This window comes from Magnetovibrio blakemorei (assembly GCF_001746755.1).
GTDB classification, from domain to species: Bacteria; Pseudomonadota; Alphaproteobacteria; order Rhodospirillales; family Magnetovibrionaceae; genus Magnetovibrio; species Magnetovibrio blakemorei.
In genome coordinates this window covers 66,510-89,763 of the sequence record NZ_MCGG01000017.1, presented here as the reverse complement: position 1 = coordinate 89,763, position 23,254 = coordinate 66,510, and the positions used below count along the sequence as shown (strand labels likewise).

General features: G+C 54.5%; 22 protein-coding genes and 3 tRNA genes. 24 read left to right on the top strand and 1 reads right to left on the bottom strand.

Going from position 1 to position 23,254, the window contains the following annotated elements:
- The first annotated feature begins 58 nt into the window (after positions 1–58).
- From BEN30_RS05735 to BEN30_RS05690, 10 genes are all read left to right on the top strand, one after another.
- A tRNA-Leu gene (locus BEN30_RS05735) sits at positions 59–145 on the top strand.
- Between the two features lie 124 nt (positions 146–269).
- Positions 270–1,727: a trigger factor gene (gene tig / locus BEN30_RS05730; protein WP_069957382.1), complete on the top strand. Its 1,458-nt coding sequence runs from the start codon at positions 270–272 to the stop codon at positions 1,725–1,727.
- 128 nt (positions 1,728–1,855) lie between these two features.
- Positions 1,856–2,506 carry an ATP-dependent Clp endopeptidase proteolytic subunit ClpP gene (gene clpP / locus BEN30_RS05725; protein ID WP_069957381.1) on the top strand — a complete coding sequence of 217 codons (651 nt, stop codon included), beginning with the start codon at positions 1,856–1,858 and terminating at the stop codon, positions 2,504–2,506.
- Between the two features lie 391 nt (positions 2,507–2,897).
- Entirely contained in the window at positions 2,898–4,163 is a 1,266-nt protein-coding gene (gene clpX / locus BEN30_RS05720; RefSeq protein ID WP_069957380.1) for an ATP-dependent Clp protease ATP-binding subunit ClpX, read from the top strand.
- 259 nt (positions 4,164–4,422) lie between these two features.
- Positions 4,423–6,837 (top strand): endopeptidase La, encoded by a 2,415-nt coding sequence (lon, locus tag BEN30_RS05715; protein WP_069957379.1) that lies wholly within the window; start codon positions 4,423–4,425, stop codon positions 6,835–6,837.
- Between the two features lie 273 nt (positions 6,838–7,110).
- Positions 7,111–7,383, top strand: coding sequence for an HU family DNA-binding protein (locus BEN30_RS05710; RefSeq protein WP_069957378.1), 273 nt, complete (start codon positions 7,111–7,113; stop codon positions 7,381–7,383).
- A gap of 120 nt (positions 7,384–7,503) precedes the next feature.
- Positions 7,504–7,579 (top strand) — tRNA-Val (locus BEN30_RS05705).
- Positions 7,580–7,744: 165 nt separating this feature from the next.
- A complete protein-coding gene (locus BEN30_RS05700; protein WP_069957377.1) occupies positions 7,745–8,476 on the top strand; it encodes a sensor histidine kinase in 732 nt (243 codons plus the stop codon).
- A gap of 41 nt (positions 8,477–8,517) precedes the next feature.
- The gene (locus BEN30_RS05695) at positions 8,518–9,987 is read left to right on the top strand and encodes an L-serine ammonia-lyase (RefSeq protein ID WP_084005087.1); all 1,470 of its coding nucleotides are present in this window, start codon (positions 8,518–8,520) and stop codon (positions 9,985–9,987) included.
- 100 nt (positions 9,988–10,087) lie between these two features.
- Positions 10,088–11,353, top strand: coding sequence for an HD-GYP domain-containing protein (locus BEN30_RS05690; RefSeq protein WP_069957376.1), 1,266 nt, complete (start codon positions 10,088–10,090; stop codon positions 11,351–11,353).
- A 28-nt stretch (positions 11,354–11,381) separates the two neighbouring features.
- Here BEN30_RS05690 and BEN30_RS05685 read toward each other — a convergent pair whose 3' ends face one another.
- Positions 11,382–11,960 (bottom strand): D-sedoheptulose-7-phosphate isomerase, encoded by a 579-nt coding sequence (locus tag BEN30_RS05685; protein ID WP_069957457.1) that lies wholly within the window; start codon positions 11,958–11,960, stop codon positions 11,382–11,384.
- 290 nt (positions 11,961–12,250) lie between these two features.
- Here BEN30_RS05685 and BEN30_RS05680 point away from each other — a divergent pair.
- The 14 genes from BEN30_RS05680 (at position 12,251) to nuoK (ending at position 23,246) form a co-directional block, all read left to right on the top strand.
- Positions 12,251–12,327: transfer RNA gene (locus tag BEN30_RS05680), tRNA-Asp, on the top strand.
- Between the two features lie 253 nt (positions 12,328–12,580).
- Complete coding sequence (locus tag BEN30_RS05675) at positions 12,581–12,778, top strand: hypothetical protein (RefSeq protein WP_069957375.1); 198 nt, start codon at positions 12,581–12,583, stop codon at positions 12,776–12,778.
- Positions 12,779–12,799: 21 nt separating this feature from the next.
- Complete coding sequence (locus BEN30_RS05670; protein ID WP_211563291.1) at positions 12,800–13,432, top strand: Fic family protein; 633 nt, start codon at positions 12,800–12,802, stop codon at positions 13,430–13,432.
- 556 nt (positions 13,433–13,988) lie between these two features.
- On the top strand, positions 13,989–14,357 hold the full coding sequence (locus BEN30_RS05665) for an NADH-quinone oxidoreductase subunit A (RefSeq protein WP_069957373.1): 369 nt from the start codon (positions 13,989–13,991) through the stop codon (positions 14,355–14,357).
- Positions 14,348–14,911, top strand: a complete 564-nt coding sequence (locus BEN30_RS05660) for a NuoB/complex I 20 kDa subunit family protein (RefSeq protein WP_170826971.1) — start codon at positions 14,348–14,350, stop codon at positions 14,909–14,911. Before BEN30_RS05665 ends, BEN30_RS05660 begins: the two co-directional genes overlap by 10 nt.
- Before the next feature lie 77 nt (positions 14,912–14,988).
- The gene (locus tag BEN30_RS05655; protein ID WP_069957371.1) at positions 14,989–15,621 is read left to right on the top strand and encodes an NADH-quinone oxidoreductase subunit C; all 633 of its coding nucleotides are present in this window, start codon (positions 14,989–14,991) and stop codon (positions 15,619–15,621) included.
- Positions 15,622–15,624: 3 nt separating this feature from the next.
- Entirely contained in the window at positions 15,625–16,803 is a 1,179-nt protein-coding gene (locus tag BEN30_RS05650) for an NADH-quinone oxidoreductase subunit D (RefSeq protein WP_069957370.1), read from the top strand.
- Complete coding sequence (nuoE, locus tag BEN30_RS05645) at positions 16,800–17,387, top strand: NADH-quinone oxidoreductase subunit NuoE (RefSeq protein WP_069957369.1); 588 nt, start codon at positions 16,800–16,802, stop codon at positions 17,385–17,387. Before BEN30_RS05650 ends, nuoE begins: the two co-directional genes overlap by 4 nt.
- Positions 17,388–17,390: 3 nt before the next feature.
- Positions 17,391–18,701, top strand: coding sequence for an NADH-quinone oxidoreductase subunit NuoF (nuoF, locus tag BEN30_RS05640; protein ID WP_069957368.1), 1,311 nt, complete (start codon positions 17,391–17,393; stop codon positions 18,699–18,701).
- A gap of 22 nt (positions 18,702–18,723) precedes the next feature.
- On the top strand, positions 18,724–20,784 hold the full coding sequence (gene nuoG / locus BEN30_RS05635) for an NADH-quinone oxidoreductase subunit NuoG (RefSeq protein WP_069957367.1): 2,061 nt from the start codon (positions 18,724–18,726) through the stop codon (positions 20,782–20,784).
- Complete coding sequence (gene nuoH / locus BEN30_RS05630) at positions 20,777–21,805, top strand: NADH-quinone oxidoreductase subunit NuoH (RefSeq protein WP_069957366.1); 1,029 nt, start codon at positions 20,777–20,779, stop codon at positions 21,803–21,805. Before nuoG ends, nuoH begins: the two co-directional genes overlap by 8 nt.
- Before the next feature lie 13 nt (positions 21,806–21,818).
- Positions 21,819–22,307 carry an NADH-quinone oxidoreductase subunit NuoI gene (gene nuoI / locus BEN30_RS05625; RefSeq protein ID WP_069957365.1) on the top strand — a complete coding sequence of 163 codons (489 nt, stop codon included), beginning with the start codon at positions 21,819–21,821 and terminating at the stop codon, positions 22,305–22,307.
- A 16-nt stretch (positions 22,308–22,323) separates the two neighbouring features.
- Entirely contained in the window at positions 22,324–22,935 is a 612-nt protein-coding gene (locus BEN30_RS05620) for an NADH-quinone oxidoreductase subunit J (RefSeq protein WP_069957364.1), read from the top strand.
- Positions 22,935–23,246 carry an NADH-quinone oxidoreductase subunit NuoK gene (gene nuoK / locus BEN30_RS05615; protein ID WP_069957363.1) on the top strand — a complete coding sequence of 104 codons (312 nt, stop codon included), beginning with the start codon at positions 22,935–22,937 and terminating at the stop codon, positions 23,244–23,246. The genes BEN30_RS05620 and nuoK overlap by 1 nt, the downstream gene beginning before the upstream one ends.
- The last annotated feature ends 8 nt before the right edge of the window (positions 23,247–23,254 follow it).

Sequence of the window (23,254 nt, the reverse complement as noted above, 5' to 3'; positions counted from 1 at the left end):
TTGACAGGGGGGCCGATTTGTATAAAGTGCGCGCCACGTTCGAACACCGGGACGCTCGGCGGGCGTGGTGGAATTGGTAGACACGCCAGATTTAGGTTCTGGTGGCGGAAACGCCGTGGGGGTTCAAGTCCCTTCGCCCGCACCACCTGAGTTGCTGAAACCCCGGTTTTCGCTTGAGATTGAGCCGGGCGCTAGTCGTTTTGATCATAACAACGGCAGGTGCCCCGAAAATTTTAATGCCCTAATGACTTTAAAATAGAGAGTTGACCATGCAGGTTACTGAAACCAAAAATGAAGGCCTAAGCCGCGAATTCACCATTGTCGTTCCGGCGAACGAATTCGAAGAGCAGGTTTCCAGCCGTCTCAATGAGCTGTCGAAGACCGTGCAATTGCCGGGCTTTCGCAAGGGCAAAGTGCCCGTCAGCCTGCTGCGTAAAAAGTACGGCCCCAATATTATGGGTGAAGCCCTTGATAAAACCGTTCAAGAGACCTCCGCCAAGGTCATGAGCGACAACGAGCTGCGTCCCGCCCTGCAGCCGAAAATCGAAATCGTCAGCTTTGATGAAGGCAAGGATCTCGAATACACCTTGGCCGTTGACGTCATGCCGGTGATCGAGTTGGGTGATTTTTCCAAAATCTCCGTCGAACGCGTGAACGCAGAAACCGATGAGACCGAAGTCGTCAAAACTTTGGAACGCATGGCGGAAGGCTACAAAACCTCCACCCCGGTCGCCAAAGCCCGTAAATCCAAAGCGGGCGATGTGTTGAACATCGACTTCTTGGGCAAAGTGGACGGCGAAGCCTTTCCTGGCGGCAAAGCCGAAGGCTATGACCTGGAACTGGGTTCCGGCAGCTTCATCCCCGGCTTTGAAGACCAATTGATTGGCCAAAATGTGGGGGCAACCCTTGACGTCAAAGTGAAGTTCCCCGACGAATACGGCGCGGAAAACCTGGCCGGCAAAGACGCTGTGTTTGAAGTCAAAATCAACGAAATGAAAGAATCCGCGCCGTCCGCCATTGACGACGAACTGGCCAAAAAAGCCGGCATGGAAAACCTGGATGCGTTGAAAGCGGCCATTCGTGACCAGCACAGCCAGGGCTTTACCCAGATCAGCAAGCAAAAGACCAAGCGCGTTCTGCTGGATGCCTTGCACGATGCTTACAGCTTCGATCTTCCCGCTGGATTGGTGGAAGCCGAATACGAAAGCATTCAAAAAGCCTTCGAACAGGCCAAAGAAGCCGGCCAGGACGTCGAAGATATGAGCGACGAAGAGCGTGAAACGGATTTCCGTTCCATTGCAGTGCGTCGCGTTAAGTTGGGTCTGCTGTTCGCCGAAATCGGACGCGTCAACAACATCCAAATCACCCAAGACGACCTGCAAAAGGCCATCTTGCAAGAAGCCCAAAACTATCCGGGTCAAGAGCAGATGGTGTTTAAGTACTATCAGGAACATCCTGAAGCCATGCAGCAGTTGTCCGGCCCGGTGTTCGAAGAAAAAGTCACCGACTTCATTCTCGAACTGGCCAAAGTTACGGACAAAATCGTGTCCATTGAAGAATTGTTGGCAGACGACGATGAGCCTGCCAAACCGGCTAAAAAAGCAGCAGCGAAAAAGCCTGCGGCGAAAAAAGCGGCTGCAAAAGACGCTGATGACAAGCCGGCTGCGAAAAAACCAGCGGCTAAAAAAGCCCCGGCGAAGAAGGCCGCAGCTAAGAAAGCTGATTAATTTCGCACGAAAAATGCCAATTGGGCCTTTTCTTTTCGGTTCCCGCCCCCATACTCTGTGTGGGGGCGGGTTTCGATTCCGGCTTGTTGCCCCGCTGCTGAAAATTTATTTAAGGACTGGTTCTGGCTATGCGTGATCGCGATCCCATTGATTTTTACATGAACAGCTTGGTGCCGATGGTTGTGGAAACCACCAACCGCGGCGAACGGGCATACGACATCTATTCGCGGCTTTTGAAAGAACGCATCATCTTTCTCACCGGCCAGGTCGAAGACCATGTCTCCAGCCTGATTTGCGCCCAGCTGTTGTTTTTGGAAAGCGAAAACCCCAGCAAGGACATCTCGTTTTACATCAACTCGCCGGGTGGCGTGGTGACGTCTGGTTTGGCCATCTATGACACCATGCAATACATCCGCCCCAAGGTGTCGACGGTGTGCGTCGGCCAAGCGGCCTCCATGGGCTCGTTGTTGTTGGCGGCGGGTGAAAAGGGTATGCGCTATGCCTTGCCCAACGCCCGGGTGATGATCCATCAGCCGTCCGGCGGCACCCAAGGCCAAGCCACCGATATTGAAATTCAGGCCCGGGAAATCCTCTCGTTGCGCGCCCGCCTGAACGACATCTACGTGCACCACACCGGACAAAAGCTGGACGACATCGAACACGCGATGGAACGCGATAAGTTCTTGAGCCCCGAAGAAGCCAAGAGTTTCGGTCTGATCGATGAAGTCGTGACCAAACGCCCCGACACGGACGATGACAGCGCCGATTCCAAAGATTGAGCGCCGCCAAAAAAAGAACCGCCCGGTGCGCAATTGAGCCGCCGGGCGATTTTTTTAAATCAATTCTAAGGTGATTTAAGGCAATCGCTTAACAATTTGGCAAATGTTTGCGGACTATTTTGAGACTGTCGTGCATCTGCTTTTGGGTGCTTTGTTGTTGCATAAGCTTTTGAATAACGAATTGTAAATGCAGGCAAAATGAGGCCTTTCACCGGGCTGTGAGTACGTTGAAGGGCTGTCTGCCCGCCGCTTTATAGGCTGTGATTTTTGCACCTGCAGATGCAAAAAAATGAGAAGGGGATTGTCCCTTCACCTCCCCAGTGGCTAAGATGGTGTAACTAACCGCGCCACAGCCCCGAAATGTGGTGGGGAAAATACGAACGGAGAACACATGAGCAAGTCCAGTAGTGGCGATACCAAGAACACGCTTTACTGCTCTTTTTGCGGCAAAAGCCAGCATGAGGTCCGCAAGCTGATTGCGGGCCCGACGGTCTTTATCTGCGATGAGTGCGTTGAGCTGTGCATGGATATCATTCGCGAGGAGCACAAAAGCTCACTCGTGAAATCCGGTGAGGGCGTGCCCACTCCCCAAGAAATTTGCGACGTCTTGAACGATTACGTGATTGGCCAAAGCCATGCCAAGCGGGTCTTGTCCGTGGCGGTGCACAATCACTACAAGCGTTTGAGCCACACTGCCAAAAACAACGACGTCGAATTGGCGAAGTCCAACATTTTGCTGTTGGGCCCGACCGGTTGCGGCAAGACGTTGCTGGCGCAGACCTTGGCGCGCATCATCGATGTGCCGTTCACCATGGCTGACGCCACCACGTTGACCGAAGCGGGTTACGTGGGCGAAGACGTGGAAAACATCATTTTGAAGCTGCTGCAATCGGCGGATTACAATGTTGAGCGCGCTCAGCGCGGCATTGTGTACATCGACGAAGTGGACAAAATCAGCCGCAAGTCGGACAACCCGTCCATCACCCGCGACGTGTCGGGTGAAGGCGTGCAGCAAGCCTTGTTGAAGATCATGGAAGGCACCGTTGCCTCCGTGCCGCCCCAAGGCGGGCGCAAGCATCCGCAGCAAGAATTCCTGCAGGTCGACACCACCAATATTTTGTTCATCTGCGGCGGCGCGTTCGCCGGTTTGGACAAGATCATCGCTTCGCGCGGGAAAGGCTCGTCCATCGGCTTTGGTGCCGATGTGAAGTCGCCGGATGCCCGTGGCGTTGGCGAAGTGTTGCGTGAACTGGAACCGGAAGATTTGCTGAAGTTCGGCCTGATCCCCGAATTTGTCGGTCGTGTGCCGGTGTTGGCGACGTTGGAAGACCTGGACGAAGCCGCCTTGATCACCATCCTGACGGAGCCGAAAAACGCGCTGGTGAAGCAATACCAGTTGTTGTTCGAAATGGAAGACGTACAGTTGACCTTCACCGAAGGCGCATTGCTGCACATCGCCAAGCGGGCCGTCGAACGTAAAACCGGTGCGCGTGGTCTGCGCTCGATCATGGAAGCCATTTTGCTGGAAACCATGTTTGATCTGCCCAGCCTTGACGGTGTCGAGGAGGTTGTGATCAATCGGGAAGTGGTCGCGGAAGGCGCAAAACCGTTGTTTATCTACGCTGAACGCTCCGAAGAAGTGGAATCGAGCGCTTAGGCACCCGTTTCACCCTCAAATCTTACCTTTAAGGCCTGTTTTCAGACCGCCGGACGCTCAAAAGTCCGGCGGTCTGATCTTTTTTGCCCTGGTTTTGCTCCTTATTCGGTGTTTATCCCCACATTTGAGCAATAAATATGCCGTGGACACTTGAAGAGGTGGCAAAAGGGGGCCATCTTTTCACATAAGAACCCCAAAGCTGGCCCACTCACGAGAAGGCTAGGCAAAACAAACTTTTTCATAAGGACTTCGTGTCGATATGAGCGATATTTCTTCCCCCGGCGAATTGCTGCCCGTCCTGCCACTGCGTGATATTGTGGTGTTTCCGCATATGATCGTGCCTCTGTTCGTGGGCCGTGAAAAGTCGGTGCGCGCGCTGGAAGACGTGATGCGCGAAGACAAGCAAATCTTGTTGGTGGCGCAAAAGAGCGCCGCTCAAGATGAGCCGCAGCCCGAAGACATCTATTCGGTCGGCACCGTATCCACCGTTTTGCAACTGCTGAAGCTGCCCGACGGCACCGTGAAGGTGTTGGTGGAAGGCGGGCGTCGCGCACGGATTTTGAAATACGGCGACAAGACCGATTTTTTCCAAGCCGAAGTCGAATACATTGCCGAAAACGATGGTGACGAGCACGAGCTTGAGGCCCTGTCCCGCTCCGTGGTTACGGAATTTGAGCAATACATCAAACTCAACAAGAAAATTCCGCCCGAAGCCTTGGTGTCGATCAATCAGATTGAAGACGCCGCCAAATTGGCTGACACGGTCGCGTCTCACTTGGCGTTGAAGATTTCTGAAAAGCAGGAATTGCTGGAAATCAAAACCACCCATGAACGCCTGGAACGCGTCTATTCCTATATGGAAGGCGAAATCGGCGTTCTTCAGGTGGAAAAGAAAATCCGTTCGCGGGTCAAGCGGCAGATGGAAAAAACCCAGCGCGAGTACTACTTGAACGAACAGCTCAAGGCCATTCAGAAGGAATTGGGCGAAGGTGAAGAGGGCAAGGACGAAAACGCCGAGCTGGAAGAGCGGATCCAAAAGACCCGCTTGTCCAAGGAAGCCCGCGAAAAATGCTTGGGCGAGTTCAAAAAACTTAAATCCATGAGCCCCATGTCGGCGGAAGCCACGGTGGTGCGCAATTATCTGGATTGGATGCTGGGAATTCCGTGGAAGAAAAAATCCCCGGTGAAAAAGGACTTGAAGGAAGCGTTGGCAGTGCTCGACGCCGACCACTATGGCTTGGAAAAGGTCAAAGAACGCATCCTTGAATATCTTGCCGTTCAGACCCGCACCAAAAAGCTCAAAGGCCCGATCTTGTGCTTGGTGGGCCCTCCCGGTGTCGGTAAAACGTCGCTGGGCAAGTCCATTGCGCGGTCCACGGGGCGCAAGTTTGTGCGCATGTCGTTGGGCGGGGTGCGTGATGAATCCGAGATTCGCGGTCATCGCCGTACCTACATCGGTTCCATGCCCGGCAAGGTCGTGCAGGGGATGAAAAAAGCCAAGGTCTCAAACCCGCTGTTCTTGTTGGATGAAATCGACAAAATGGGCGCGGATTGGCGTGGCGATCCGGCGTCTGCCCTGTTGGAGGTTCTCGATCCGGAACAAAACGCCACCTTTAACGACCATTACCTGGAAGTCGATTACGACTTGTCCGATGTGATGTTCGTGACCACGGCCAACACCATGAATATGCCGGGGCCGCTGTTGGACCGTATGGAGGTCATTCGTCTGTCGGGTTATACCGAAGACGAAAAGGTCGAAATCGCCAAAGGTCATCTGATTCGCAAACAAGTTGAAGCGCACGGGCTGAAAGAAAGCGAGTGGAGCATTTCCGATGGTGCCCTGCGCGATTTGATCCGCTATTACACCCGCGAAGCCGGTGTGCGCAGCTTGGAACGTGAAATCGCTAAATTGGCGCGTAAAGCGACCAAGGAAATTTTGATGGATCCGAGCATCGATCACATCAAGGTGACGTCACGCAATCTGGAAAAATATTCCGGCGTGAAACGCTTCCGCTATGGCGAATTGGAAGAAGAAGACAAAGTTGGCATCACCACGGGCTTGGCCTGGACTGAAGTGGGTGGTGAGATTTTGCAGATCGAAGCCTTGATGATGCACGGCAAAGGTCGCATGACCATCACCGGTAAGTTGGGTGATGTGATGACGGAATCCATCCAAGCGGCGAAGTCTTACGTGCAATCACAAGCCACCACGTTTGGCATTTTGCCGCCGTTGTTCCACAAAAAAGACATTCACGTTCACGTCCCGGAAGGGGCGACGCCCAAAGACGGCCCCAGCGCGGGCGTTGGAATGGTCACGTCGATCGTGTCGGTTATGACCGGAATCGCTGTGCGCAAGGACATTGCCATGACCGGTGAAATCACCCTGCGTGGGCGGGTGTTGCCCATCGGCGGGTTGAAGGAAAAACTGCTGGCAGCGTTGCGTTCGGGAATCAAGACGGTTCTGATCCCGGCCGACAACGAAAAGGATCTGGCCGAAATTCCCGACAATGTGAAAAAGGGCATGGAGATCATTCCGGTTTCACGTGTTGAGCAGGTTCTTGAACACGCTTTGGTTTCAAAACTGACCCCCATTGAGTGGTCGGAAACCGATGTGGACACCGCTGTAGCGGCCAGTTCCAGCGATGAGGATCACAACGAAGTGCTCACCCATTAGTTTTGGGGGCGAATCAAGTCCGCTTAAAACAGACGGCCCCGTCGCAGCTTTTGTCGCGTCGGGGTCGTTTTTTTTTAATATTTGTCAGATTTATAAAACGATCTAGTTCATTTGCCCTAAAAAGCCCTGAAAACCGCAAAAAACTGGGGAAAACTCCACTTGTTTGATTGACGTGGTTCGGGTTTGGACACTAAAGTCCTCCATTAACGAATCACTGCGCTGCAAAACGGCGCGTACCTGTACCAATCCTTGATTTATGAAGGGGGCCTTAAGTTGAACAAGAATGATTTGATTGCTGCCGTTGCTGCCAGCACGGACCTGTCCAAAACGGACGCCACCAAAGCTGTTGACGGCGTACTCGATGCTATTACGGGTTCTCTGAAGTCCGGTGACGAAGTCCGCTTGGTCGGTTTCGGCACGTTTAGCGTTGCAAAACGCGCAGCCTCAACCGGTCGCAACCCGCGCACCGGTGAATCCATTCAAATCCCAGCCTCCAACCAGCCGAAATTTAAAGCTGGTAAGGCTCTGAAAGACGCCGTCAACTAAGACAGCATCTTTGCGATTTCGACCGTCTCCACAAGGGGACGGTCGTTTCGCATTTGGGCTTGAGTTCCGGGTAACGGGGCAGTACTGTCCACGCGTTTCCAAGATGAAGGTCCACCTTAAGGGCGGTTAGCTCAGCTGGTAGAGCATCTCGTTTACACCGAGAATGTCGGCGGTTCGAACCCGTCACCGCCCACCAATTCAAAAAGGCGACGCTGACCGCGTCGCCTTTTTTTGCGTGTATCCGCAATCAGTTATGCTTTCATTTGTATGCTTATATACACCCTGAGGATGTTGAATATTGACTTTTGACCCTGAACTGGCCTCAAATAGAGTGTGGGCATTTGAATGATCGGGGCGCATCATGACGGACGTTGAGGTTGATAATAAAAACAGTAACGAAGCCAAAAAAGAAAAGGCGTTGCTTCGGGAATTTGCGCACGAAATTCGTACACCTCTGAATGCCTTGTTGGGTTTCTCTGCGATGATGAAAAAGGACGCGTTGCCGAAGTCCTTGTCGCAAGAGCAAGTTTACGATTATGCAGACGTGATCAATTCATCGACGCGCCGTTTGCTTATGATCTGCGAACGGGTGCTGGATGAAGCCATTACTGGGCGCGTGACGATACAAAAGGAAGACGTTGATTTTAGTGCCTTTTGTCCGGAAATTTTGCGCACGTTTGAGGTCGATGCCAAGGATAATGGCATCACCTTGAATTACACCATTGCCCAAGATTTCCCCACTTTGCACACTGACCCGGTGGTGCTGTATGAAGTTTTGTCAAATCTTCTCAGCAATGCCATCAAGTTTACCCCCAAAGGCGGCATGGTGACTGTAAAGGGTGAGCGCGATTACAAAAACAATGGCCTGATCATGATTGTTCAAGATACCGGTGCGGGGATTCCGACAACCATATTGATGAGCTTGATGAAGGGTGGCTCCGTCACTACATCATATGAGCACTCTCGTCGCAAGGGATGGGGCCAAGGTATTCAATTGGTCAGTGAAAAGGTTGCCCTTTTAGGGGGCAAGTTTGAAATTGAAAATGCGATGAGTGGCGGCACGGTTGCGTGCATTCGCTTGCCGTGTGCTTAAGACGAGCGCAAGGGATTAAATTAACCTCTCAGGGACCTTTTATGGCAAACCCGATTGACGACAGCGCCACCCGTGACAACACAGATGGCGACGAGGGCGTCAATGAAGCCAGCCTCAGTGTCGTTGATTTGTTTTCCATCGGTATTGGGCCGTCCAGTTCTCATACCGTCGGGCCTATGCGCGCGGCGTATCGGTTTGTCACCGAACTCAGCGAAAACGGCGATCTTGAGCGTGTCGGGCGTATACGGGTGACGTTGTTTGGGTCTTTGGCGCTGACCGGGCGCGGCCATCACACCGATAAGGCATTGTTGCTGGGGCTGTCGGGCAAGCGCCCGCGGGCCATCGAAGTCGACGAAGTTGTGAGCATCGTGGACGACATAACGGCGCGCAAGTCTCTCACCCTGGGCGGGGTGTCGGACATTGCCTTCGATCCTGAAAGCGACATTGTTTTTTTGGGCGATGAGGTTTTGGCCCGTCATACCAACGCTATGCGCTTTGAGGCCATCGATGCAGATGGGCACGATGTGCAAATGCGCACGTTCTATTCCATCGGTGGCGGATTCGTCGTGGAAGAGGGTCACGCGCAAATCGACACCTACAGCTCGGGCGACAATATCCGCATTCGCTATCCGTTTTCCTCCGCAAGCGAACTGCTGAGCATCGGTAAGGTGGAAAATTTGAGCATTGCCGAAATCATGCTGATCAACGAAACCGCGTGGCGCGAAGAGGGCGAAACCTTGGCCTTCTTGGACCGCATTCACGCGGTGATGAATGCGTGCATCGAACACGGGCTTCGCGCAGAAGGCATTTTGCCGGGGGGCTTAAAGGTGCCCAGGCGGGCGAAAAAGCTGTTTGATGAGCTGAACGCGAATTCCGAGATCGGCCTGCGCGACCCGCTGACCATCATGGATTGGGTGAATTTATATGCCTTGGCGGTGAATGAAGAAAATGCGTCCGGCGGGCGGGTGGTGACGGCCCCCACCAACGGTGCGGCAGGCATCATTCCGGCGGTGATCCGCTACTATGAACGCTTTTGCGCCTCCCGCGCGCCCAGGGCGGCGCCCGATTCTGTGGACGGTGTGCGCACCTTTTTGCTCACCGCGGCGGCCATCGGCGTGCTGTATAAAACCAGAGCCTCCATCTCGGGCGCGGAAGTGGGCTGTCAGGGCGAAGTGGGCGTGGCGTGCTCCATGGCGGCGGCGGGTCTGACGGCGGCCCTGGGCGGCACCAACGCGCAGATTGAGAACGCCGCTGAAATCGGTATGGAACACAACTTGGGCCTCACCTGCGATCCCGTTGGCGGTCTGGTGCAAATTCCGTGCATCGAACGCAACGCCATGGGCGCGGTCAAAGCCATCAACGCCGCGCGGTTGGCTTTGAAAGGCGATGGAGTGCATTTTGTGAGTTTAGATCAAGTGATCGAAACCATGCGACAGACTGGCCTGGATATGCAATCGAAGTACAAAGAAACCTCACAAGGCGGATTGGCGGTGAATGTGGTGGAATGTTGAGCCTCCTTTACGCGCTGACATTGATCCGCTTCACAACCTCGTCTTCCTCAGTTAGTGTCCTGCAATATAAGAACGATTTTATTTAGGTCGGATTTTCCCCGTGAATCCCTTTAAAAAGCGCACAGCCATTCTCATTGCCGGCGTCAGTACGCTGCTCGCCTCTATCAGCAGTCCGATTGCCTGGTATGTCGCCAGAGAAAATGCAGAAGAAGGCATCGTGTCGCTGGCCATGGAAGAATCGGGTCGCTTGCTCCACCATCACCATGCGATCAAGCTGGGGGGAGCGGACGCGGTTGGTCGTGCCAAAGTTGCGGCCAACACCATCGTCGGCGGGTTGTTTGATATCGCCGAAATTTACGATGAAAACGGCGCTAAACTGGCCGAATCCATGACCGCAGAGGGGGAGGCCATTGAGCCGTCTCTGACGGGGCATGGCAAACCCGATTACCGGGCGACGTCTTACGAGAGCCTTAAGCTGGCAGGTGACGTGTGGGTGTTGCGGGTCTTTATTCCCCTGCGGGAAAAGACGGGTGATGTCAGTGGCCCCATAACGGGATACTTCGAAGGTGTCCGTGTGGTGCCCAAATGGCAGCAGGAAGCAATCTTTGCCGATGCCCTGACAGTCGCGTTGATGGCGTGTCTGGCCTCATTGCTGTGCGGTGCCGCGATTTATCCCGTGGTCGTGCACCTTTCGACGGATAACGAACGTAAAGCCCGCGAAGTGCTCGATTCTCATATTTCGATGATGGAATCCTTGGGCCGGGCCATTGCCAAGCGCGATTCCGATACCGGGGAACACAACTACCGGGTTGCCTGGATTTCGGCGCGCATCGCCGAAGAAATGGGGCTGACGGGGCACGCGATGCAGGCCCTGATCGCCGGCAGCTTCCTTCATGATGTTGGAAAAATCGGCATTCCCGATGCCATTTTGCTCAAACCGGGCAAACTGGACGAAGAAGAGTTCACCATTATGCGTACCCACGTCGCGTTGGGAGAGGAGATTGTGACCGGCATGGGGTGGCTGGATGACGCCAATGCGGTGGTTGCGGCGCATCACGAAAAATGGGATGGCAGCGGCTATCCGCGCCAGTTGAAGGGCGAAGCCATTCCGCTGGCGGCACGGATCTTCGCGGTGGCTGATGTCTTTGATGCGCTGTCTTCCAAGCGCCCTTACAAACAGCCCATGGCGTTTGAAAAGGTTATGGACATCTTGGAAAAGGATACCGGAAGCCATTTTGACGCTGCCGTCATGGCGGTGTTTCGCAAGTTGGCTGTCGATATCTCACAACGCTTGGAAAACAGCTCAGAATCTCACGCTCGTAAACTGTTGGAAGAATGCGTTCGACAACACTTTGAAATGCAATAATCGGCCCGGTTCTGACAGTTCTGACGGTTCAGGCGTTGAGCGCGTCTTCAATCAATTCGACCAAAATGTGGCCTGCGGTGATGTGTGATTCTTGGATGCGTCCGGTGTCCTGAGCGGGCACGATGAAGGCTTCATCGCACAGCGGGGCGGCATTGCCACCATCGCCGCCGAGGAAGCCAAACACGGTGATTCCTTTGTCTTTGGCCGCTTGCATAGCCAGCAATACGTTGGCCGAATTTCCCGATGTGGTGATTCCCACCAAAATGTCGCCCGACTTGCCCAGCGCGCGCAGAGGGCGTTCAAAGATATAATCAAAGCCGTAATCGTTGGCGCAGGCGGTGAGGGTGGAACTGTCTTGGGTCAACGTCAACGCGGGCAAAGTGCCGCGTTCGCGATCAGAGCGCAGACGCACCAGCAATTCCGCCGCGATGTGTTGGGCATCTGCCGCCGATCCGCCATTGCCGCAAAACATCACTTTGCCGCCATTTTGGATGCTGGCGGCGGCTGTTTTTGCCATTCGCGCCAAGATTTGAGGCGCATCACTGATGGCGATGCGGGCCTTAAGGTCACTCGATTCGGTGAACACAGCTTGCGCGCGGTCGATCATTTGCGCGGTTAGGTCTGGTATTTGCGAGGTTAGGTCTGATGTTTTGTCTGAGCTCACGGTGCTTTCCATATGGTTTTGGACGTCTGCACATGACATTGCCCGCTTGGATGGTGCTTTGCAAGGGTGCTGAAAATGAACGAAAAGGGATGGAAACAGCGGGGGAGCGCCCGGCGTCAAATTTTTTTCACAAAAGGCTCGGTACAAAGCTTGACGCCCGCATGGGGCTGCATTACATAGACGCGTCCTCAGGCGGTGAAGCGACTTCATGGTCGGAGGGCAAGAACGGCGAAGGGGGTGTAGCTCAGTTGGTTAGAGCGCCGGCCTGTCACGCCGGAGGCCGCGGGTTCGAGTCCCGTCACTCCCGCCATTCGCCTTACAAAAAAAACCGCGACCCTAACAGGTTGCGGTTTTTTGTTTTTGGAATATGACGCAATTTGGTCAGGTTTGGTTTAGGGTTACAATTGTGTAAATGTTTTGTGATTTGAAAAAGCTTTGCATGAATACGACTTGTTAATACGTCGATGAGAATCTTTAGTCTCGTTTATGATTGATGGACTTCTGTTCTTTCCCGAATTGGGGCATTATAAATTCACAGAATCTTTTGAGTGGGAGCTTGAGCCATGGAACAAAAACAACAACAACAATATCCCAGCGTGTCGCAGCTTATTGAACTCGCTCGTACCATCAAGATGAGTGACGAACAAAAAGAAGAGCAGCGCAGGAGTTTTGTTTATGGGAACGTTGCGATCGAAGATGAGACACGTTCAATAACACGTGAAATGGTGGATGAGCGCGCCAAAGTTTTGCTCCACGAGTAACCTTTTTGAATTGAGTTTGTATTGTCCATAAATCTTTCTGACGAGGAAAAGCGCCAGCTCGAGATCGATAATGGTCTGAGGCAGTATGATTTTGCTCAAGAGGCAATCCAGTATTTTCTTGAGCCTGAACGCCCTTTTGCGTTGCGGAATAGTTTAATACAAGACCTGCAGAGAATTGCTGTAGATGGTATTGAAGATTTTCCGGGCGAATGGCGGAAATCACCTGTTAAAATTTCAAAAAGTCAGCACACTCCCCCAGAAGCACACCTCGTTCCAAACCTGGTGACGGAGTTGTGTGACTTTGTGAACAGCGAGTGGCATGAACAGTCCCCGTTCTATTTATCAAGCTTCATCATGTGGAGACTCAATTGGATTCATCCTTTCAGTGATGGAAACGGCAGAACTTCAAGGATGTTATCTTATATCATATTATGCGTAAAATTGCGGAGCATATTGCCAGGCTCTCCAACAATTCCTCAGCAAATTGAAGCGAACAGGGCACATTATTTTCAGGCGTTAGAGGCTGCTGATAAGGCTCTCTCTCAACAGGGGCTGTTTAATTTTGATGAGATGGAAAATATGCTGAAAGGCATGCTCGCCACTCAGTTGCTCTCCGTTGTTGAAACGGCCAACGGTGGAAAACTCACACCTTGAACACTATTTGAACGGCCCCACACCGTCTGTCTTGGTTTTTTTTGCTTTCAGCCCATGGGAGCTCGTGACATTGCAGTTGCGGTGACGTAGGTTGCTGCGGTGGTCGCTGCGGTTATGTGTTGCGCACAGCACAGTTCAAAATGCGACCCAAGCGGGATGCTCTTTTGCGTATTTCAGCGTGTGCGGGTGGTGTGTTGTTGCGGTGCACAAAAAAAATGAAGAAACCGTCATTCTTGACTTGAACGGGCGGGAAAACGGGGTAGGCTGGCCCTACCCAATTGGGGATAGGTGCTTCTGAGGAAATGTCCTATAACGGATGCGCGCCTCTTGGGGAGGTGTTGATGCTTACGAATGACGCAAAAACAAACGTTTGCATCGGGACTTTACAACGATTTTCAACGGAACGACCTGGGGAGTTCCTTTAATCCTATGACTGAGATGTCTTTCTTGTGCTTTGAGCAAACTTCGGCAGCGCATGTGCAACGCCGGATGCTTTGCTGTGGCTTAAAACAAGTGAGATGCCCGGTTCTTAGGGATCCCCGATGGGAGCCTCAGCATGAGCGACGCGCTTTTATCTGATTATTTCCCGGTTCTGGTGTTTATAGCCATTGCGGGTGTTATGGCGGTCTTTATGATCGCCGCGAGCTGGATCATTGGACGCCAAAAACCGGACCCGGAAAAGGATTCGGCCTACGAATGCGGATTCGAAGCGTTTGAAGACGCTCGCATCAAATTCGATGTGCGATTCTATCTGGTCGCCATTTTGTTCATCATCTTCGATTTGGAAGTCGCATTCTTGTTCCCGTGGGCGGCAAATTTGGGCGCGTTGGGCCTGTTTGGGTTTTGGTCGATGATGATCTTCTTGGCCGTGCTGACCATTGGCTTTGTGTATGAATGGAAGAAGGGAGCTCTGGAATGGGAGTAGAGACCAAGCCCGGCAATGAGCTTCAGCCCTTGAGCCCCCCTCAACTGAACGGCTCAGATCAAGATGCCTTGCTGTCCCAGGTTGAAGACGAGCTGAACGAACGCGGCTTTGTCGTCGCCAATGTTGACAAGGTGGTCAACTGGGCGCGCACCGGTTCCATGTGGCCGATGACGTTCGGTTTGGCGTGCTGTGCGGTGGAAATGATCCATGCGTATATGAGCCGCTATGACTTGGATCGATTCGGCGTGGTGCCGCGTCCCAGCCCGCGTCAATCGGACGTGATCATCGTTGCGGGCACGCTGACCAACAAAATGGCTCCGGCCTTTCGTAAAGTTTACGACCAAATGGCAGAACCCCGGTGGGTGATCTCCATGGGCTCGTGCGCCAACGGTGGCGGGTATTATCACTATTCCTATGCGGTGGTGCGCGGCTGTGACCGGGTGGTTCCGGTCGACATTTACGTGCCGGGGTGCCCGCCGACGGCGGAAGCGTTGTTGTACGGCATCTTGCAACTGCAAAAGAAAATCAGACGGACCGGCACGCTGTTTCGCTAAGCCAAACTGTTTCATCATCGTCTTTCGACACATGTGAGAGACGCGCACAGATTAAGAAACTGGGAGTTTTTGGACCTATGGATCCAGCCCTCGAAGAACTTAAAGAGATCGTCACTTCGGCTATGGGGGCGTCCGTGTTGGACACCTCCATCCGCAAAGGTGAGCTGGCCATTGAAGTGAAGCGTGACGATATTGAGCGCGTGCTCACCTATTTGCGCGACAACGTCAATTGCCAGTTTAAGCAACTGATCGATCTGTGCGGCGTCGATTACCCCGAGCGCGAAGAGCGCTTTGACGTGGTCTACAACCTGTTGAGCATGACCTTGAACCGCCGCATCCGCGTCAAAGTTCGCACCTCGGGCGAACCGGTGCCGAGCGTGACTTCGGTGTTTTCCACCGCGGGCTGGTTCGAGCGCGAATGCTGGGACATGTTCGGTGTGCCGTTTGTCGGCAATCTTGATCTGCGCCGGTTGCTGACGGATTACGGTTTTGAAGGCCATCCCCTGCGCAAAGACTTCCCTCTGACGGGCTTTGTGGAAATGCGCTACGACGATGAAAAGAAACGCGTGGTGTATGAACCGGTCAAACTGACCCAAGAATTCCGCACCTTCGATTTTTTGAGCCCCTGGGAAGGTCAGCCCGATCTGTTGCCGGGCGATGAAAAGGCCGAGCAGAACAAAGCCGAGCCAAGCAAAGAAAAGGGCGCGTAAATCATGTCGCAAAATCAAATCAAGAACATGACCCTGAACTTCGGGCCTCAGCATCCAGCCGCCCACGGTGTGCTGCGCATGGTGCTGGAGATGGATGGCGAAATCATTGATCGCGCCGATCCGCACATTGGCCTGTTGCACCGTGGCACCGAAAAGCTCATCGAACACAAGACCTATCAGCAGGCCACGCCGTATTTTGATCGTCTCGATTACGTGGCCCCGCAAAATCAGGAACACGCATTTGTGTTGGCGGCGGAAAAGCTGTTGGGCATCGAAGTGCCCGAACGCGCCCAGTACATCCGCGTGCTGTATTGCGAAATCGGCCGCATTTTGAACCACATCCTCAATGTGTGTTCCTACGCCATGGACGTGGGCGCGATGACGCCGATGTTGTGGGCGTTTGAAGATCGAGAACGCTTGATGGAGTTCTGCGAGCGGGTGTCGGGTGCGCGCATGCACATGAACTATTTCCGCATTGGCGGCGTGTCTCGGGACATGCCCGACGGCTTGGCCGAAGACATCTTGGCGTGGATCGAACAATACCCCAAGATGATCGACGATGTGGAAACGCTGCTGACGGAAAACCGTATTTTTAAACAGCGCACAGTGGACGTTGCCAAAGTGACCGTGGCGCAAGCGCTGGACTGGGGCTTTACCGGCCCGAACCTCCGCGCATCGGGCGTGGCGTGGGATCTGCGCAAGTCGCAACCCTATGACGCTTACGACAAAATGGATTTCGACATTCCCGTGGGCAAGTACGGCGACTGCTACGATCGCTACGTGGTGCGCATGATGGAAATGCGCGAAAGCTTGAAGATCATGCGCCAAGCCATCGAACAGATGCCCAAAGGCCCGGTCATGACGGAAAACCGCAAGGTGGCTTCGCCGCCGCGCGCGGAAATGAAAACGTCCATGGAAGCGTTGATTCATCACTTCAAACTGATGACCGAAGGTATGCACGTGCCGGCGGGCGAAACCTACACCGCCGTCGAAGCCCCCAAAGGCGAGTTCGGCGTGTATCTGGTCTCAGACGGCACCAACAAGCCGTACCGTTGTAAAATTCGCGCACCTGGGTTCGCCCATTTGCAGGCCATGGATATGATGTGCGAGGGCCATATGCTGGCCGATGCCGTCGCCGTGATCGGGTCCATTGATATTGTGTTTGGTGAGATTGACCGATGAGTGACAATGCCGAAACCTTTGCCTTTACGGCAGAAAACTTAGAGGCCGCCAAGGTCATCTTAGCCAAGTACCCCGCTGACCGAACGGCCAGCGCGGTGATGCCGTTGCTGACCTTGGCGCAGCGCCAAAACGACAACTGGCTGCCCCGTGCGGCTATGGACGCCGTGGCGGACATGGTCGGTTTGGAGCCGATCCGCGTCTATGAGGTCGCCACATTTTACACCATGTACAACTTAAAGCCGGTGGGCAAAAACTTCGTCCAGGTGTGCACCAACATTTCGTGCCTGCTCAAAGGCTCCGACGATGTGTTTAAGGTGTGCAAAGAAAAGCTGGGCATCAATTCCGGCGAAACCACCCCGGACGGTCAGTTTACCTTGCTGGAAGTCGAATGCTTGGGCGCGTGCGTCAACGCGCCGATGATGCAGGTTGGCGACGACTACTATGAAGACTTAACCGCCGAAACCACCGCAAAAATTATCGATGCGTTGGCCAAGGGCGAAACACCGCCAGCGGGATCGCAAGCGGGCAAGCGTGTGGGCTGCCAACCCGCGGGCGGCTTAACAACATTGTTGGGAGAGGGCTGATCCATGCTTCATGATCGTGATCGCATCTTCACCAATATTTACGGCATCCACGATTTGTCGCTCAAAGGTGCGCAGTCGCGCGGCGATTGGGACAAAACGGCTTCCATCATCAAAAAAGGCCGCGACTGGATTGTCGATGAAATGAAAACGTCGGGTCTGCGCGGTCGTGGCGGTGCGGGCTTTGGCACCGGCATGAAGTGGTCCTTCATGCCCAAGGAAGACAAACGCCCCAGCTACTTGGTGATCAACGCCGACGAAGGCGAACCGGGCACCTGCAAAGACCGCGAAATTTTGCGCTCCGAGCCGCACAAGCTGATCGAAGGGGCGCTGTTGGCGTCCGTCGGCATGGGCGCGCATGTGTGCTACATCTATGTGCGCGGTGAATTTTACCGCGAAGCCGAAGCCCTGCAACGGGCCATCGACGAAGCCTACGGAGCGGGTTTGGTGGGCAAAAACGCCTGCAAGTCTGGCTATGACTTCGACATCTACGTCCATCTGGGCAGCGGTGCTTACATCTGCGGCGAAGAAAGTGCGTTGATCGAAAGCTTGGAAGGCAAAAAAGGCCAGCCGCGCCTGAAGCCGCCGTTCCCCGCCAACTGTGGTCTGTACGGTTGCCCGACAACGGTGAACAACGTTGAATCCATTGCCGTGGTGCCGGAAATCTTGCGCCGGGGCGGATCGTGGTTTGCCGGTATCGGTCGTCCCAACAACACCGGAACCAAGCTGTTTTGCATCTCCGGCCATGTGGAAAATCCCTGCACAGTCGAAGAAGAAATGGGCATTCCCATGAAGGAATTGCTGGAAAAACATTGCGGCGGCGTGACCGGCGGATGGAACAATCTCAAGGGTGTCATCCCCGGCGGCTGTTCCGTTCCGGTGATGACCAAGGCCCAGTGCGACAGCGCGTTGATGGATTACGACGGGCTCAAAGAGCATGGCTCCAGCCTGGGCACCGCAGCGGTGATCGTCATGGATCAGTCCACCGACATCGTGCGCGCCATCACCCGGCTCAGCCGCTTTTACATGCATGAAAGCTGCGGCCAGTGTACGCCGTGCCGCGAAGGCACCGGGTGGATGTGGCGGATGCTGGAACGCATCGGTCAAGGCAATGCCCACATTGATGAAATCGATTTGCTGGAAGACGTCACGCGACGCATCGAAGGGCACACCATTTGCGCCCTTGGTGACGCAGCCGCCTGGCCGATCCAAGGTTTGATTCGCCATTTCAGAGACGAAATGGAAGCGCGAATCCTGGAAAAAGCCGGAACACCTGCCGGAAACCAAGTTGGCGCCCCCGCCAACGCGGCTGAATAATTAGAGTAGAGGAAGGGGAGCCATGCCAAAGCTCACCATTGATGGTACGGAAATCGAAGTCGAAGCCGGTCTGACCGTGCTGCAGGCTTGCGAATTGGCCGGAGCCGAAGTGCCAAGATTCTGCTACCACGAACGGCTGCCGCTTTCGGGCAACTGCCGCATGTGTCTGGTGGAAATGGAACGCGCGCCCAAGCCGGTCGCGTCGTGCTGCATGCCCGTCGGCGAAGGTATGGTCATCCATACCAACACCGAAAAGGTCAAAAAAATGCGCGAAGCGGTGATGGAGTTCTTGCTCATCAATCACCCGCTCGATTGCCCCATCTGCGACCAAGGCGGCGAATGCGATTTGCAAGACCAAGCCATGACTTATGGCACCGGCATCTCGCGCTATACCGAAACCAAACGCGCCGTTGAAAACAAAAACTTCAGCCCGCTGATCCGCGGCGTCATGACGCGCTGCATTCACTGCACGCGGTGTGTGCGTTTCGCCAATGAAATTGCCGGCACCGGCGAATTGGGCGGAGTGTTCCGGGGTGAACACTTGGAAATCGGCACCTACGTCGACAAGGCGATTTCGTCGGAACTGTCGGGCAACATGATCGATTTGTGCCCGGTCGGTGCCCTGACATCGGCGCCTTACGCGTTTAAAGCGCGTCCATGGGAGCTGAAAAAGACCGAAAGCGTTGATGTGTTGGACGCGGTTGGCGCCAACATTCGCGTGGACACACGTGGCGGCGAAGTGCTGCGCATCGTGCCGCGTCTGCACGAAGACGTGAACGAAGAATGGCTGGGCGACAAATCGCGTTTTGCCTGTGACGGTTTGGGGCGTCAACGCCTGGACCAGCCGTACGTGAAAAAAGACGGCAAGTTGCTGCCCGCAACGTGGGAAGAAGCGTTCGCAGCCATTAAAGCCAAAGTTGACGGTTTGGCCGGGTCCAAAATTGCCGCCTTGGCGGGCGACACAGCGGACGTCGAAGCCATGACGGCGCTGAAAGATCTGTTGGCCAAGCTGGGGTCCAAAAACGTCGACTGCCGCCAAGAAGGCAGTGCCGTCGATCCGAGCGTGCGCGCCAGCTACATTTTCAACACGTCTATTGCCGGGATTGAAGAGGCCGACGCGGTGTTGATCATCGGCTCAAACCCGCGTATTGAAGCGCCGGTTTTGAATGCGCGCATTCGCAAACGCTACCTCAAAGGCGGCTTGGCAGTGGGCGTGGTCGGGCCGAGCACGGACTTGACCTACAAACACGATTACTTCGGCGACGATCCGGCGGTTTTGGCGCAGATCGTCTCAGGCAAGCATGCGTTTGCCAAGGTTTTGAAAAAAGCCAAAAAACCGATGCTGATTTTGGGCGCAGGCGCGTTGATGCGTGCGGATGGGGCGGCGATTTTGGCCGCTGCCAAAGCCATTGCCGACGGCTTTGGTCTGATTGCGGAAGGCTGGAACGGCTTTAACGTCTTGCAAACCGCGGCGTCCCGCGTAGGCGGTTTGGACATCGGCTTTTCGTCCAAGGACGGCGGGCTGGACACGGCGGGCATCTTGGATGCGTGCGGTGACGGCAAAATTGAAGTCCTGTATCTGTTGGCGGCCGATGGTATGGAAGCCGCTAAACTGGGCGACACCTTCATCATCTATCAAGGCCACCACGGCGACAGTGGCGCGCACATGGCGGACGTGATTTTGCCGGGTGCTGCGTACACGGAAAAGAACGCCACCTACGTCAACACCGAAGGCCGCGTGCAACGGGGCCAACTGGCGGTGTTTGCACCGGGCCAAGCCAAAGAAGACTGGGCCATCGTGCGGGCGTTGTCGGCGGTGTTGGGCAAGACCTTGGGCTACGACACTTTGGCTCAGGTGCGCGCGCGCATGGTTGAACTGAACCCGATTTTTGCCACTCTGGACGAATTGCAACCCGCTGAGTGGGTTGATTTTGGCGTTGCGGGTGACATTCAATCAAAACCGCTGTCATCACATATTCGCAATTATTACATGACCGACCCGATTTCAAGGGCGTCCGAAACCATGGCGGCGTGCACCGCCGAATTCATGGTTGAGACGGAAAGGACCGGCACCGATGGTTGAGCTTTGGGATGCCTATCTATGGCCGCTGATCTGGATCGTTATTAAGATCTTGGTCATCGTTGTTCCGGTTTTGGTGGCTGTGGCCTACCTGACTTACATGGAACGCAAAGTCATCGGGTCGATGCACTTGCGTCGCGGTCCCAACGTGGTCGGGCCGTTTGGCTTGCTGCAACCGTTTGCCGACGGTGTGAAGCTGTTCTTGAAAGAAACCGTCATTCCGTCCAGCGCCAACCGGGCGGTGTTCTTGATCGCGCCGATGTTGACGTTTTTCTTGGCGTTGATCGCCTGGGCGGTCATTCCGTTCGGCGAAGGCTTGGTCTTGGCTGACATCAATGTCGGTGTTTTGTACCTGTTCGCGATTTCGTCGCTGGGGGTCTACGGCATCGTCATGGCGGGTTGGGCATCGAACTCCAAGTACGCGTTTTTGGGGGCTTTGCGCTCGGCGGCGCAGATGGTGTCTTATGAAGTGTCCATGGGCTTTGTCATCATTACGGTGCTGTTGTGTGTCGGTTCGTTGAACCTGACGGCCATCGTCGAAGCCCAGCGCGGCATGTGGTTTGTCATTCCGTTGCTGCCCATGGCGGTGGTGTTTTTCATCTCCACCTTGGCGGAAACCAACCGTCACCCGTTTGATTTGGCGGAAGCCGAAGCCGAATTGGTTGCGGGCTTCAACGTTGAATATTCGGCCATGACCTTTGCGCTGTTTTTCTTGGGTGAATACGCCAACATGATTTTGATGTGTGGCATGACCACCATCTTGTTTTTAGGGGGGTGGTTGCCGCCCTTAGACATTGCGCCGTTCAATCTGATCCCCGGACCGATTTGGTTCTTCATCAAGATTGTCATGCTGCTGTTCATTTTCATCTGGGTACGTGCCAGCTTCCCGCGCTATCGCTACGACCAACTGATGCGTTTGGGTTGGAAAGTGTTTCTGCCCATGTCGTTGGCCGGGGTGGTGATCGTTTCGGCTGTTTTGGTGATGTTCGACTTGTTGCCGAACGTCCCAGCGGTCACAGGTTGAGGAGGACCTAAATATGAGCTTCATCAACCGACACATGCGCGCATTTTTGCTGGTGGAACTGCTGCAAGGCATGTTCCTCACGCTGCGCTACATGTTCCGTCCCAAAATAACGCTGAACTATCCCTATGAAAAAGGCCCGCTGAGCCCGCGTTTTCGCGGTGAGCATGCGCTGCGTCGTTACCCCAATGGGGAAGAGCGCTGCATCGCGTGCAAATTGTGTGAAGCCATTTGCCCGGCACAAGCCATCACCATCGAAGCCGAACCACGTGATGACGGCTCGCGCCGCACCACGCGCTACGACATCGACATGACCAAGTGCATCTATTGCGGCTTTTGCGAAGAAGCTTGCCCGGTGGACGCCATTGTTGAAGGCCCGAATTTTGAATATGCGACCGAAACACGGGAAGAGCTGATGTACGACAAAAGCAAACTGCTGGCCAACGGTGATCGGTGGGAGGTCGAACTCGACCTCCGCCTGCGCGCCGATGCGCCCTACCGTTGAGGAGCCTGGGAAACACATGATCGCAACTTTGGTTTTCTATATGTTCGCCATCTTCTGCATCGGTTCGGGGGTGATGGTTGTGACCAGCCGCAACCCGGTTCATTCGGTGTTGTTTTTGATCTTGGCGTTTTTCAACGCGGGTGGATTGTTCGTTTTGGCGGGGGCGGAATTCCTCGCCATGCTGTTGGTCATCGTCTACGTCGGCGCGGTCGCGGTGCTGTTTATGTTCGTGGTCATGATGCTGGACGTCACGGTGGCGGAGATGAAGCAGGGCTTCCTCAACTACCTGCCCATCGGTTTGCTGGTGGTGGTGATCTTCATCGGTGAAATGTTGGCCTCGGCGTCGGTCTGGCATATGGCCCCGGAAGCCGCCGCCAACATCCAGGCCAAAACGCCCGGTGTCGATGTGATGAGCAATACGTCGGCGTTGGCTGAACTGCTGTACACCCGTTACGTCTATTTGTTCCAAGCTGCGGGGCTGGTGCTTTTGGTGGCCATGATCGGCGCCATTGTGCTCACCCATCGCAAGCGCAAGGACAGCAAAAAACAAGTGATCTCTCGCCAGTTGGCGCGCGATGCGAAGGAGGCCGTGGTGCTCAAAAAAGTCGAAACGGGGAGGGGCATCTGATGGCCGACATTGGATTGGGACATTATTTGACGGTGGCGGCGATTTTGTTCGCGACCGGGATGTTCGGAATTTTCCTGAACCGCAAAAACGTCATCGTCATTTTGATGTCGATCGAACTTTTGTTGCTGGGCATCAACATCAACATGGTGGCGTTTTCGGTTGAGCTGGGCGATATGGTGGGCCAAGTGTTCTCGCTGTTTATCCTCACCGTCGCCGCTGCCGAGGCCGCCATCGGGCTGGCCATCTTGGTGGTGTTTTTCCGTAACCGTGGTTCCATTGCCGTTGATGACATCAACGGTATGAAGGGCTGAGGAGCGCA

Bases quoted from the DNA above. Each gene is read 5' to 3' on its own strand.
- nuoE (WP_069957369.1), top strand. From the start codon at position 16,800: ATGAGTGACAATGCCGAAACCTTTGCCTTTACGGCAGAAAACTTAGAG.
- BEN30_RS05620 (WP_069957364.1), top strand. From the start codon at position 22,324: ATGATCGCAACTTTGGTTTTCTATATGTTCGCCATCTTCTGCATCGGT.
- nuoF (WP_069957368.1), top strand. From the start codon at position 17,391: ATGCTTCATGATCGTGATCGCATCTTCACCAATATTTACGGCATCCAC.
- nuoI (WP_069957365.1), top strand. From the start codon at position 21,819: ATGAGCTTCATCAACCGACACATGCGCGCATTTTTGCTGGTGGAACTG.
- BEN30_RS05655 (WP_069957371.1), top strand. From the start codon at position 14,989: ATGGATCCAGCCCTCGAAGAACTTAAAGAGATCGTCACTTCGGCTATG.
- clpP (WP_069957381.1), top strand. From the start codon at position 1,856: ATGCGTGATCGCGATCCCATTGATTTTTACATGAACAGCTTGGTGCCG.
- nuoH (WP_069957366.1), top strand. From the start codon at position 20,777: ATGGTTGAGCTTTGGGATGCCTATCTATGGCCGCTGATCTGGATCGTT.
- BEN30_RS05700 (WP_069957377.1), top strand. From the start codon at position 7,745: ATGACGGACGTTGAGGTTGATAATAAAAACAGTAACGAAGCCAAAAAA.
- BEN30_RS05665 (WP_069957373.1), top strand. From the start codon at position 13,989: ATGAGCGACGCGCTTTTATCTGATTATTTCCCGGTTCTGGTGTTTATA.
- BEN30_RS05695 (WP_084005087.1), top strand. From the start codon at position 8,518: ATGGCAAACCCGATTGACGACAGCGCCACCCGTGACAACACAGATGGC.
- tig (WP_069957382.1), top strand. From the start codon at position 270: ATGCAGGTTACTGAAACCAAAAATGAAGGCCTAAGCCGCGAATTCACC.
- lon (WP_069957379.1), top strand. From the start codon at position 4,423: ATGAGCGATATTTCTTCCCCCGGCGAATTGCTGCCCGTCCTGCCACTG.
- nuoG (WP_069957367.1), top strand. From the start codon at position 18,724: ATGCCAAAGCTCACCATTGATGGTACGGAAATCGAAGTCGAAGCCGGT.
- BEN30_RS05685 (WP_069957457.1), bottom strand. From the start codon at position 11,960: ATGATCGACCGCGCGCAAGCTGTGTTCACCGAATCGAGTGACCTTAAG.
- BEN30_RS05660 (WP_170826971.1), top strand. From the start codon at position 14,348: ATGGGAGTAGAGACCAAGCCCGGCAATGAGCTTCAGCCCTTGAGCCCC.
- BEN30_RS05650 (WP_069957370.1), top strand. From the start codon at position 15,625: ATGTCGCAAAATCAAATCAAGAACATGACCCTGAACTTCGGGCCTCAG.
- clpX (WP_069957380.1), top strand. From the start codon at position 2,898: ATGAGCAAGTCCAGTAGTGGCGATACCAAGAACACGCTTTACTGCTCT.
- nuoK (WP_069957363.1), top strand. From the start codon at position 22,935: ATGGCCGACATTGGATTGGGACATTATTTGACGGTGGCGGCGATTTTG.
- BEN30_RS05675 (WP_069957375.1), top strand. From the start codon at position 12,581: ATGGAACAAAAACAACAACAACAATATCCCAGCGTGTCGCAGCTTATT.